Raw genomic sequence first — 11,009 nt, forward strand, 5'->3', positions numbered from 1 at the left:
GCCGCGCGGAGGCGGCGCTCGCCCGGCTCGGGGGCGCCCGCGACGGCCTCGACCTGCCGCTGGCCCGTGCGCAATTCGCCGCGGCCCTAGCGCAGGCCGCCTGACGGGGCGCGGTCCCCGCATGGGATTGCCGGGGCGATCCGGGTTTGACCGCTTGTGTTAACCCGGCGCGGTCCCTAGGTTCTGCCCGAAATTCAACCGCGGACACGTGCCGACGCGGACACGTCTCTCACGATGCGTGACCCGTGGCGCAGGAGGTTGCCATGGGCAGCATGAGTATCTGGCACTGGGTCGTCGTCGCCGTCATCGTGATGCTGCTGTTCGGCCGCGGCAAGGTCTCGGACCTGATGGGCGACGTCGCCAAGGGCATCAAGGCGTTCAAGAAGGGCATGGCCGAGGACGAGGCGCCGACGCAGGCCGCGACCCCGCCCGTCGCCCCGGCCGAGCCCGTCCGCACCATCCCGCACGCGGGCGAGACCAGCCCCGGCACCGCGATCCCGGCGAGCCACCTGCCGCAGGGCGAGCGCAAGCCCGTCTGAGGAGGCCCGGGCCCGCGCCCCCGCGTGTGGGGGCACGGCTCATTTCCCGAGGCCCGTCGGCGCCGTGGCGACGGGCCCGAGGCTGCAGGACCGTCGACGACATGCTGGACATGAGCTGGGGGGAGGTGATGCTGATCGGCGGCGTCGCCCTCATCGTCATCGGGCCGAAGGACCTGCCGAAGGCGCTGCGCACCGTCGGGCAGGTGACGCGGAAGGTCCGCCGCATGGCGGGCGAGTTCCAGATGCAGTTCAACGAGGCGATCCGCGAGGCGGAGCTCGACGACGTCCGCAAGGAGGTCGACGGCATCCGCGACACGGTGCGGGGCGCGAGCGGCGGCTTCAACCCGGTCCAGACCATCCGCGACGAGCTCAAGGGCGCCGTCGAGGCCCGCGCGCCGAAGCCGAGCTCGGCGACGCTGGCCGACGCCACCGCGCAGCTGAAGGCGGCCGAGAGCGCGGCTCCGACGACCGGCGGCGCCTACGACGTGCCGAAGGCCCTGGAACAGCCCGTCGCCCAGCCCGTCGCGGAAGTGCAGGCCGCCCCCGAGCCGCTTCCCGTCCCGGGATCCGTCGACGACCCCTACGGGCCGGCCCCGGACCCGACGCCCGCGCCGCACGGCCCGGCCCCCTCCGCACCGGCCGCAGGCCATTAAGCGATGATCGACCAGACGGACGAGGCCGAGATCGAGGCGTCGCGGGCGCCGCTCCTCGACCACCTGATCGAATTGCGCGCACGGCTGATCAAGTCGCTGATCGCGTTCGTGATCATGTTCTTCGGGTGCTTCTTCTTCTCGCGCGAGATCTACAACATCCTCGTCCACCCCTACGTCTCGATCGTCGGGGTCGAGAACGCCAAGCTGATCGCGACGCACTTCCTCGAGCAGGTCTTCACCAACATCAAGCTCAGCGTCTTCGGCGCGGCGTTCCTCGCCTTCCCGGTGATCGCGACGCAGATCTACGCCTTCGTCGCCCCGGGCCTGTACCGCAACGAGCGCAAGGCGTTCATGCCCTACCTCGTCGCCACGCCGGTGTTCTTCGTGCTCGGCGCGCTGGTCGTGTTCTTCCTGGCGATGCCGCTGCTCATCAAGTTCTCGGTGTCGCTGCAGCAGGTCGGCGTCGCCGGCGAGCCGACGATCGCGCTGCTGCCGAAGGTCGACGAGTACCTCTCCCTGATCATGACGCTAATCTTCGCCTTCGGCATCGCCTTCCAGCTGCCGGTGATCCTGACGCTGCTCGGGCAGATCGGCATCATCGACGCCAAGTTCCTGCGCGAGAAGCGGCGCTACGCGATCGTCCTCGTCTTCGTCGCCGCCGCCGTGCTGACGCCGCCCGACGTGATCTCGCAGCTCTCCCTCGCGCTGCCGATGCTGCTGCTCTACGAGGCCTCGGTGTTCTCGGTGTCGCGCATGGAGACGCTGCGCGCCCGCCGCCGCATCGCCGAAGGGCTCGACCCGTAAGACCGAGCCGCGACGCCGGGCGTCGACGACGACGGGGCATGACCCGGCTGCGGGTGAGGCTCGATTTTGAGGATCCCGGGCGGGGCTTGCTCCGGTTCGAGGCTCCGTGCCGCAGCGACCGGGCCCCTTCAGAGACCGGGCCCTTTGGCGGCGCCGAATATCCTGGCCGGCCGACCGCCGACCGTCCCCTGAACCACCACGACCCAGGCATCGGCCTCCGCGACGCGGGCCACCGTTCGGGGCACCTCGAACCGCACCGCCTGGCCGGTCCAGGGCCCGAGGCGCTGCAGGCCGCGCACGACGTTGACGTAGGTGGCGGTTCGGCCGCGGTTCTCGCCGCCGCCGATCGCGACCGGGCGGCTGCGCAGGACCGGAACCAGCCAGACGTCGCCCTTCAGATCCGCCTTCGGTACCGGCTCGGCCCCGATCTCGATCACGATCCGCTCGTCGCGCTCCTCGCCGCGGACCGGCACGGGCAGACCGCCGCGGGCGTTCGCCTCGCGCAGCAGCTTCTCCAGGGCGGCCCTGTCCGAGGCGACGGTCGAGGCGGAGCCGTTGATCACGGCCTGGGGGGTGAACATCTGGCGCGCGCCGTGCACGCCGGAATAGGCATGCTGCCGCTCGCCGAACGGGCGCTGGGCCAGGGTGTCCTTCCAGCCGAGATAGTCCCAGTAGGTCACGGGAAGCGTCAGCGCGAGGATGCCGGGCTGGCGGGCGAGGTCGCCGATCACCGGATCGGCCGAGCGGCAGGCGGCGCAACCCTGGCTGGTGAACAGCTCGACCACCGCGCGCAACGGCTCGGCCGCAGCCGGACCGCACGGCAGGCCGGCGGCCAACGCCGCGAGCAGGACGCGGATCGGGACGAACGAGTGGGGACGAGCGTGGGTCGCCGTCATCGCCTCAGGAGAGCGCACGCGACGCCGGCTGGGAAATCACGTTGGCTTGAGGCTCGGCGACCTCGGTCGCACGCGCCTTCGGCAGCATATTCGGCCGCCAGCGCCGGTGCATCCACAACCACTGCCCGGGATTCTCGCGCACCCAGCCCTCGACGATCGCGGTCATCGCCTGCATCGCGCCGGCCACCGCGATCTGCCCGTCCGCGTCGCGCGGCAGGTCGAGGGGCGGGGTCAGCTCGAGCCGAAACCGGCCGTTCGGAAGGCGCACCACGCGCGCGCCGTGCACCGGGCAATCGTAGTGGCGGGCGAGCTTGGCGAGCAGCGGGTTCGCTAGGCACGGACGCCCAAAGAACGACACCACGACGCCGCGGGTGAAGTGCTGGTCGATCAGCTGCCCGAGATGGCCGCCGCGCTCGACCACGCCCTGCATCGCGAAGGCGCCGCCCGGCCCGGAGGCGGCGAGCCGCCCCATGGTCTTGCGCCGGACCTCCTGCACGAGGCGCGCCGCGGCCGGGTTGTTCGGCGCGCGGAACACCGCGGTGGTCTCGAGATCGAACTTCGCCGCGCAGATCGCCGGCAGCTCCCAGTTGGCGAGATGGGCCGAGAACACGAGGCCCGGGCGGCCGTCGTCGCGCAGCGCCAGGAAATGCGCCAGGCCCTCGACCTGCATGCGCTGGGTCGCGGGGTCGGCGGGGTCGAAGTCGAACAGCGTGTCGAGATGGGCGTACTCGGCGCCGGTGCGGCCGAGATTGTCCCAGGCGGACCGCGCGATCCCTCGGATCTCGGCCTCGGACGCGTCGGGGAAGGCGGCGCGCAGATTCGTCAGCGCCGTCCGGTGCGAGGGCAGCCAGGGCCCGAGCGCGCGCAGCAGCGCGCCGCCGGCATCCCCCGCGCGCTCGGGGCCGAGGACCCGCGACAGCCAGAACACCGCGCGGATCAGTGGCAGCATCGCATAGCCGGCGAGCCGCGGCAGGTTGCGCTTCAGGGTCAGGGCGAGGCGCAGCAACGGGTCACTCTCGGGTGGGAGGCGTCCCGTCGAGGCGGGGCGCGGGCGCGGCGGGCGACGCCGCGCGGGAAGCTCCGCGGGCTTAGATCATTTCATCGCGACAGGGGAGGGCGTCAGAAGCTCACGAGGATCTTGCCGAAGACCTTGCGCGATTCCAGCCGTTCGAGCCCCTGCGCGAAGTCCGCCAGAGGATAGACGGTGTCGACGACGGGGCGGATGCCGTCGGCCATCTTGTCGAGCGATTCCGCAATGTTGGCGAGCCGGCAGCCGAACGAGCCGGTGATGCGGTATTGCTGCTGGAACAGCTGCATCAGGTTCATCGTCGTCGAGACGCCCGAGGTCGAGCCGCAGGTCACGAGGCGGCCGCCGCGCTTGAGGCAGAGCAGCGAGCCGTTCCAGGTGTCGGGGCCGACATGCTCGAACACCACGTCCACGCCCTTCCGCTTGGTCAGCCGGCGGACCTCGCCCTCGAAGCGCTCGGTGCGGTAGTTGACGACGTGGTCGGCCCCGAGCGCGGCGGCCTTGGCGCCCTTCTCGTCGTCGCCCACCGTCGTGTAGACGGTGCAGCCGATGGCCTTGGCCATGCGGATCGCCGCGGTGCCGATCCCTGAGCCTCCGGCATGGACCAGGATGCTCTCGCCGGGCTCGAGCTTGGCGTTGTCGAACAGCATGTGCTGCACCGTGCCGAAGGCGATGCCGGCGCAGGCCGCGTCGGTGAGGCTGACCGCGTCGGGCACCTTGACCACGAGCCGGGCCGGCATGGTGACGAACTCGCGGGCGAAGCCGTCGATGTGGAAGCCCATCACCCCGCCGACATCCTCGCAGAGGTTGTCGCGGCCCTCGGTGCAGGCGCGGCATCGGCCACAGGTCATCGCGCCGTAGAGCGCGACCTTGTCGCCGGCTTCGAGCCCCTCGACGCCCTCGCCGAGCTCGGCGATCTCGCCCGCGGCCTCGGCGCCGACCGTCAGCGGCAGACGCCGCTTGGCGAAGGCCATCCCGCGAAAGCCCCAGACGTCGATGAAGTTCAGGCCGACCGCGCGGACGCGCACCCGAACCTCGCCGGGACCGGGGGGAGGGGGCGCCTCGACCTCGGTCAGGCGCAGGTCGCGGTCGCCGAAGAGTTGCAGGGCTTGCATCGGATGACTTTCAAACGCTTGGCCGGCCCCGCCCGGACCTCGGCCGATCCCAATCACGCCCGCATCCCGAGGTGCTCGCGCCAGCGGGCCTCGAAGGAGCCCTCCAGCGGGCGGAGCGATCCCTGGAGTTCTCCTTCGAGGCCTCCGCTTCGCTCCGGCACCTCGGGATGAGGGCGCGGGGTGGCCGTAACATATCTCATCCGTCCGCAGCACCAGCGCATGGCGGTGCGACAACGCCGAGATCGTCACGGACCGCCGCATCCTGCTCGCCACGCCATTCCTCGAGGCGAGGATCGAGACCGACGAGATGCAGCGACGGGTCGTCCGATCCCGCATCGCTTGGAGCCCGAGCTGCCATCACATCGGCCTGCACGACCGAATCCGAGACGGGGATCTCATTCCGGCGCGAGGTAGCGCCGCCGCGCCCAGCCCACGACCCGGCCGACCTTGACCCGGCACCACGTCGTGCGGCTCGGCGTGTCGTTGGTGCAGCCGACGACGAGCGCGCGGGCGCGGATCTCGCCGACCACCTCGGCCGCCGGGTCGGGCTCGGCGCGGATGCTCAGCGTCTCGCCGCGCGGCAGGCCGTCGACGCGGTACGGGACCGGATCGGCGCACACCGCACCGGTGCCGACGTGAAGCAGCAGGCCGGCGAGGGCCGGACGGACGAGGAGCGAGGCGCGCATGATCAGCGGTGGACGCCCATCATCGCCGTCAGGCCGCCGTCGACGGGCAGGACCGCGCCGGTGACGTAGGCGGCGGGATCCGCCATCAGGAAGGCGGCCAGCGCCGCCACCTCCGTCGGGTCGGCGAAGCGGCCGGCGGGAATCTGGCGCTCCATGCCGGCGCGGTGGGCGGCGTATCCGGCCATCATCGGGGTGTCGACGAAGCCCGGGGCGATCACGTTGACGGTGACGCCGCGCTTGGCCGACTCGATCGCCAGGGTGCGGCAATAGGCGATCAGCGCACCCTTGGTCGCCGCATAGGCCGCGTTGCCGGTGTTGGCGCGCAGCGCCGCCACCGAGCCGATCGCGACGATGCGCCCGGCCCGCGCCCGGATCATCCCGCGCACGAGGCTCTTGGCGATCCGCGTCAGCGAGAAGAAGTTCACCTGCATCAGGGCCTCGGCGCGCTCCTGATCGAGCATCGCGGCGAGCGCGTCGTAGGATTGGCCGGCATTGTGGACGAAGCCGTAATAGCTCTTCGCCTCCGCCGCCTCGCAGAAGGCGTCGAGGGCGCCGCGGTCGGCAAGATCCAGCGGGATCGCCTCGAAATCCGCGTCGGGATGGCGGTCGCGCAGCTCGGCGAGCAGGGCCTCGGCCGGCGCCTGCGACGCGCGGAAGGTGAAGTCGACGCCGTGCCCGGCGGCCGCCATCGCCCGCACGATCGCCGAGCCGAGGCCCGAGGCGCCGCCGGTGACGAGGATGCGGCGAGCCGCGGTCGGTGCCGCGCTCATGCCGGCTCGGACCCGAGCACGAGGCAGGTGTTCTGGCCGCCGAAGCCGAACGAGTTCGACAGGACGCGCGCCACGGGCAGGTCGCGCGCCGCGGTGACGATGTCGAGCGGGATCGCCGGATCCGGCACGGCGTAGTTGATCGTCGGCGGGATGCGCCCGTGCCGGATCGTCAGCAGCGAGATCACGGCCTCGATCGCCCCGGCGGCGGTCAGCGTGTGGCCGAGCATCGACTTGTTCGAGGTCACCGGGATGCGCGCGGCGGCGTCCCCGAACACCGCCATCAGGCCCATCGCCTCCATGCGGTCGTTCTCGGGCGTCGAGGTGCCGTGGGCGTTGACCGTGTCGACCGCCTCCGGCCCGATCCCGGCATCGTCGAGGCTAGCGCGGATCGCCGCGATGATCGGCGCGCCGTCGGGGCTGGAACGGGTGCGATGGAAGCCGTCGCCCTTCTCGCCGCAGCCCAGCACGTAGCCGAGGATCGTCGCGCCGCGCGCGACGGCCGAGGCCGCGTCCTCGAGCACGAGCGCGGCCGCGCCCTCGCCCATGACGAAGCCGTCGCGATTCTTCGAGAACGGCTTCGAGGCGGTCTCCGGCGGGTCGTTCTGGGTCGACAGCGCCGAGAGCAGCGAGAAGCGGATCAGCGATTCCGGGTTCACCGAGCCGTCGGTGCCGATGCAGAGCGCCGCCGTCATCTCGCCGCGCCGGATCGCCTCGACGCCGAGCTGGATCGCGGTGGCGCCCGACGAGCAGGCGGTGGAGAGCGAGATCGGCGAGCCCTTGGTGCCGAAGCGGTCGGCGATGCGGTCGGCCACCGTCCCGAAGATGAAGAGGTCGTGCCACGCGTCGAACTTGCGCGAGGCCGCCGCGTGCTGGAGACCGGCATAGGTCACCGGCCCTTCGCCGCCGCAGGCCTCCGCCAGGGCCTGGCGCTGCGGCCATTCCATCTCGACCGGCGGCACCGCGATGAACAGGGCGCCCGGGAAGTCTCCGGCCGCGCCGATGCCGGCCTGCGTCACCGCCTCCTCGGCCGCCACGCGGGCGAAGCGCTCGGAGAGGGCGGGGGCGACCAGTGGATCGGTGTCGAGGAAGTCGACCGTGCCGGCGATGCGCGTGCGCAGCCCGTCCGTCAGGAAGCGCGCGATCGCGTGGATGCCGGATCGCCCCTGCGTCAGGGCGGTCCAGGTCGCGTCCTGGCCGTGCCCGAGGGAGGAGACGATGCCGAGACCGGTGACGGCGACGAGCGGGCGACCGCGGGCGTCGCGATGGGAATGTCCTGCCATGGCGCCGTCTTAATCGGTTTTTTTCGGCCGTGCATCCCGCGGCGTGACGGACCGGGCTCAGCCGTCAGACCCACTCGCCCCGGCGCATCACCGGCACGGACTGCCCGTCGGCGGCGATGCCGTCCACGTCGACCTCGGCCGAGCCGATCATCCAGTCGATGTGGATCAGGCTGCGGTTGGCGCCGCGTGCCGCGAGGTCGTCCTCCGAGAAGCCCGCGCCACCGCCCACGAAGCACTTCGAGTAGGCTTGGCCGAGGGCGATGTGGCTCGCGGCGTTCTCGTCGTAGAGCGTGTTGTAGAACAGCAGCCCCGATGCCGAGATCGCCGAGGAAGCCGGCACCAGCGCGACCTCGCCCAGGCGACGGGCGCCCTCGTCGGTGTCGAGGACGCGGGCCAGCACGTCGGCGCCCCGGGTGGCGGCCGATTCGACGATGCGGCCTTCCGAGAACCGCACCTGGATGCCCTCGATCAGCGTACCCTGGTACGAGAGCGGCTTGGTGCTGGCGACGTGGCCCTCGACCCGCGCCCTGTGCGGCGTGGTGAAGACCTCCTCGGTCGGGATGTTGGCGTTGCAGGTGATGCCGCTGCGCGAGGTCGCCGCGCCGCCGCACCATTCGTGGTCGTCGGCGAGGCCTACGGTGAGGTCGGTGCCCGGCCCCCGGAAGCGGATCGCCGAGAAGCGGTGTCCGTTCAGCCTGTCCTTGCGCGCGTGGAGGTGGGCGTTGTGCGCGGCCCAGGCGGCGACCGGATCGGGGCCGTCGACGCGGGAGGCGGCGAACACCGCATCCCAGAGCTTGGCGACCGCCTCCGCCTCGGGGAGGTCGGGGAACACCGTGCGGGCCCAGGCCGGGGTCGCGGCCGAGACGATGGTCCAGTTCGTGGCGAAGTTGGCGATCAACTCGAGCGCCGGCACGTAGGCTTTGGAGCGCGACCGGTTGGCGCGGGCGACCTTCTCCGGATCCTGGGCCGACAGCAGCGACGGGTCGTCGCCGCTGATCGCGAGGCGGGCGGCGCCGTTGCGGTAGGCCTCCGCCATGCCCGCATAGAGCCACCCGGCGGCGGTATCGAAGGCCGCGTCCGAGGCGTGGGCGAAGCGCGCGAGCGTCGCGGCGTCGTCGCCGAGCAGGGTTGTCACCAGCGACGCCCCGGCGCGGTAGGCCTCGGCGGTGATGGCACGCGCCAGCGGCAGCGCGTCGAGGGGCGCGGTCAGGACAAGCTCCTGCCCGGCCTGGAGGTTGAGCCCGACCCGGACCGCAACCTTCGCGAGCCGGTCGAGCCGCTCCTCGTGCGCCGACCTCGCGACCGGCGGCTCAGCATGCGCGTTCATCGCGACCCCTTCGAAACGTCCGATCCTGTGGTGCAAGATCGGTGCGGGGTCCATCGAGTCAAGCGGCGCGGGACCAGGTGATCTCGCCGAGGCTCTCGCGGAAGGCGAAGCGCATCAGGTGGTCGGAGACGACGTTCTCCAGGCGGGTCAGCCCAGCGGGATCGGACGTGGCGATCCGCATCAGCAGGGCGTCGGGCTCGGCGTCGAAGGTGCAGACGCGGTCCTCGCTGAACGGCACGGTGCCGTGCTCGGGGGTCGCCGAAACCGGGAACTTGTGGCTCCAGTGGCGGCAGAGCTGCTGCAGGTAGCGGCTCGCCTCGGCGGTCTGCACGCGGGCCTGAGAGGTGGGCATCTCGATGGTCTCCTTGAAACGTCTCGTCGCGAGCCGGCCGTCGCCTTCGCGACTGCGAAGGCAGGCGGGGACCCAAGCAAGTGCCGGACCCTGGCGCCGGGCGCCGCGACCGGGGTTGACGATAAAACGCAACCTCAGCCGTTAACGCCCCACTAACGCAGGGAAACCCGCACGCTCCCGGTCTTCTCCCGACCGGTCGCGATTCGAACCTTGGACCGGCCGGAGAGCCGATTTATGGCGCGATGCGTCATCGCATCATGGCAAGACATGGTGCGTCGCACAATCGAAATCCAGCCGGCTCGGCACTCCGCGGCGGTCGGCTCAGGGCAGGGCGGGCTGCGGATCGTCGGAGAGAGCGACGACCTTGCCCGGGTTGAGCCGGTCCTGCGGGTCGAGCCCGGCCTTGATCGCGCGCATCAAGTCGAGGGCGACCGGGTCGGCGTAGTGCTGCAGCTCGTCGCGCTTGATCAGGCCGACGCCGTGCTCGGCGGCGATCGAGCCGTCCATCGCGGTCACGATGTCGTGGACGATGCGGTTGAAGTCCGCCCAGGTGCCGAGGAACGCGGCCTTGTCCATGCCGACCGGCTGGCTCAGGTTGAAGTGCATGTTGCCGTCGCCGACATGGCCGAAGGCGCAGACCCGCAGGCCCGGCATCGCCGCCTCGCAGGCCGCGCTCGCCTGCTCGACGAAGTCGGCGAGCCGCGACAGGGGCACCGACACGTCGTGCTTGATCGAGCCGCCCTCGTAGCCCTGCGCATCCGAGAGATGCTCACGCAAGGCCCAGAGCGCGAGGTTCTGCGCCTCGCTCGCCCCGAGCGTTGCATCCTCCACGAGCCCGTCCTCGATCGCCTCGGAGAGCGCCGCCTCGAGCTCGGCCCGGGTGTCGGCGTCGGGCCGGGCGGAGGCGAGCTCGATCAGGGCGTAGGCGCCGTGCTCGCCCGCGAGCGGGCGGACCGTGCCGGGCATGTGCCGCAGCACCATGTCGAGCCCGACCGGCGGGATGAACTCGAAGGCGGTGAGGTCCCGGTCGGCGCGCCTGCGCAGGCGCGCGAACAGGTCGAGCGCCACGCGGGCCGAGGGCAGCCCGACAAACCCGACCGTGCGCGAGGCGGGCTTCGGGAAGAGCTTCAGCACCGCCTTGGTGATGATGCCGAGGGTGCCTTCCGAGCCGACGAACAGGTGCTTGAGGTCGTATCCGGCGTTGTTCTTGCGCAGAGCCTTGAGGCCGTTCCACACCCGGCCGTCGGCGAGCACCACCTCGAGCCCGAGGACGAGGTCGCGGGCGTTGCCGTAGGCCAGCACCGCGATCCCGCCGGAATTGCACGCCAGCGCGCCGCCGATCCGCGCCGATCCGCGCGAGGCGTAGGAGAGCGGGAACAGCAGCCCGGCGGCGTCGGCCGCGTCCTGCACCTCGGCGAGGATCGCGCCGGCCTCGACCACGATGCTGGCGTTCACCGGATCGAGCGCGAGAACGCGGTTCATCCGCGCGAGCGACAGCACCACGCCGCCATGCGGAACGCCGCCGCCGACGAGCCCGGTGTTGCCGCCCTGCGCCACCAC

Annotated in this window: 12 protein-coding genes; 3 read left to right on the forward strand and 9 right to left on the reverse strand. The window is 71.7% G+C overall.

The window, feature by feature from the left end; all coding sequences use genetic code 11:
- Positions 1-263: 263 nt before the first annotated feature.
- The 3 genes from FV223_RS10770 to tatC all read left to right on the forward strand — a co-directional run bounded on the left by FV223_RS10770 (position 264) and on the right by tatC (position 1,996).
- On the forward strand, positions 264-539 hold the full coding sequence (locus FV223_RS10770) for a twin-arginine translocase TatA/TatE family subunit (protein ID WP_147727044.1): 276 nt from the start codon (positions 264-266) through the stop codon (positions 537-539).
- Positions 540-640: 101 nt separating this feature from the next.
- Positions 641-1,192: a Sec-independent protein translocase protein TatB gene (gene tatB / locus FV223_RS10775; RefSeq protein WP_147727045.1), complete on the forward strand. Its 552-nt coding sequence runs from the start codon at positions 641-643 to the stop codon at positions 1,190-1,192.
- A gap of 3 nt (positions 1,193-1,195) precedes the next feature.
- Positions 1,196-1,996 carry a twin-arginine translocase subunit TatC gene (gene tatC / locus FV223_RS10780; RefSeq protein WP_147727046.1) on the forward strand — a complete coding sequence of 267 codons (801 nt, stop codon included), beginning with the start codon at positions 1,196-1,198 and terminating at the stop codon, positions 1,994-1,996.
- 128 nt (positions 1,997-2,124) lie between these two features.
- On the opposite strand, the gene FV223_RS10785 is transcribed toward tatC, so the two are convergent.
- The 9 genes from FV223_RS10785 to FV223_RS10830 all read right to left on the reverse strand — a co-directional run.
- Positions 2,125-2,892 carry a DUF1223 domain-containing protein gene (locus FV223_RS10785; RefSeq protein ID WP_147727047.1) on the reverse strand — a complete coding sequence of 256 codons (768 nt, stop codon included), beginning with the start codon at positions 2,890-2,892 and terminating at the stop codon, positions 2,125-2,127.
- Between the two features lie 4 nt (positions 2,893-2,896).
- Entirely contained in the window at positions 2,897-3,898 is a 1,002-nt protein-coding gene (locus tag FV223_RS10790; protein WP_147727048.1) for a lipid A biosynthesis lauroyl acyltransferase, read from the reverse strand.
- A gap of 113 nt (positions 3,899-4,011) precedes the next feature.
- Positions 4,012-5,034 (reverse strand): zinc-binding dehydrogenase, encoded by a 1,023-nt coding sequence (locus tag FV223_RS10795; RefSeq protein ID WP_147727049.1) that lies wholly within the window; start codon positions 5,032-5,034, stop codon positions 4,012-4,014.
- A gap of 395 nt (positions 5,035-5,429) precedes the next feature.
- A complete protein-coding gene (locus tag FV223_RS10805; RefSeq protein WP_147727050.1) occupies positions 5,430-5,720 on the reverse strand; it encodes an SH3 domain-containing protein in 291 nt (96 codons plus the stop codon).
- A gap of 2 nt (positions 5,721-5,722) precedes the next feature.
- Positions 5,723-6,490 carry an SDR family oxidoreductase gene (locus tag FV223_RS10810; RefSeq protein ID WP_147727051.1) on the reverse strand — a complete coding sequence of 256 codons (768 nt, stop codon included), beginning with the start codon at positions 6,488-6,490 and terminating at the stop codon, positions 5,723-5,725.
- Positions 6,487-7,770, reverse strand: coding sequence for a beta-ketoacyl-ACP synthase (locus FV223_RS10815; protein ID WP_147727052.1), 1,284 nt, complete (start codon positions 7,768-7,770; stop codon positions 6,487-6,489). Before FV223_RS10815 ends, FV223_RS10810 begins: the two co-directional genes overlap by 4 nt.
- Positions 7,771-7,834: 64 nt before the next feature.
- Positions 7,835-9,097 (reverse strand): aminopeptidase, encoded by a 1,263-nt coding sequence (locus FV223_RS10820; protein WP_147727053.1) that lies wholly within the window; start codon positions 9,095-9,097, stop codon positions 7,835-7,837.
- Positions 9,098-9,155: 58 nt separating this feature from the next.
- Positions 9,156-9,449 (reverse strand): DUF2218 domain-containing protein, encoded by a 294-nt coding sequence (locus FV223_RS10825; RefSeq protein ID WP_147727054.1) that lies wholly within the window; start codon positions 9,447-9,449, stop codon positions 9,156-9,158.
- Positions 9,450-9,770: 321 nt separating this feature from the next.
- Positions 9,771-11,009, reverse strand: a 1,239-nt coding sequence (locus FV223_RS10830; protein ID WP_147727055.1) for an FAD-binding oxidoreductase, incomplete at its 5' end; no start/stop codon positions are given.

Source organism: Methylobacterium sp. WL116 (genome assembly GCF_008039455.1).
In the GTDB taxonomy this organism is placed as follows: Bacteria; Pseudomonadota; Alphaproteobacteria; order Rhizobiales; family Beijerinckiaceae; genus Methylobacterium.

Coding starts and splice junctions, on each gene's coding strand:
- FV223_RS10770 (WP_147727044.1), top strand. CDS start 264: ATGGGCAGCATGAGTATCTGGCACTGGGTCGTCGTCGCCGTCATCGTG.
- tatB (WP_147727045.1), top strand. CDS start 641: ATGCTGGACATGAGCTGGGGGGAGGTGATGCTGATCGGCGGCGTCGCC.
- tatC (WP_147727046.1), top strand. CDS start 1,196: ATGATCGACCAGACGGACGAGGCCGAGATCGAGGCGTCGCGGGCGCCG.
- FV223_RS10785 (WP_147727047.1), bottom strand. CDS start 2,892: ATGACGGCGACCCACGCTCGTCCCCACTCGTTCGTCCCGATCCGCGTC.
- FV223_RS10795 (WP_147727049.1), bottom strand. CDS start 5,034: ATGCAAGCCCTGCAACTCTTCGGCGACCGCGACCTGCGCCTGACCGAG.
- FV223_RS10805 (WP_147727050.1), bottom strand. CDS start 5,720: ATGCGCGCCTCGCTCCTCGTCCGTCCGGCCCTCGCCGGCCTGCTGCTT.
- FV223_RS10810 (WP_147727051.1), bottom strand. CDS start 6,490: ATGAGCGCGGCACCGACCGCGGCTCGCCGCATCCTCGTCACCGGCGGC.
- FV223_RS10815 (WP_147727052.1), bottom strand. CDS start 7,770: ATGGCAGGACATTCCCATCGCGACGCCCGCGGTCGCCCGCTCGTCGCC.
- FV223_RS10820 (WP_147727053.1), bottom strand. CDS start 9,097: ATGAACGCGCATGCTGAGCCGCCGGTCGCGAGGTCGGCGCACGAGGAG.
- FV223_RS10825 (WP_147727054.1), bottom strand. CDS start 9,449: ATGCCCACCTCTCAGGCCCGCGTGCAGACCGCCGAGGCGAGCCGCTAC.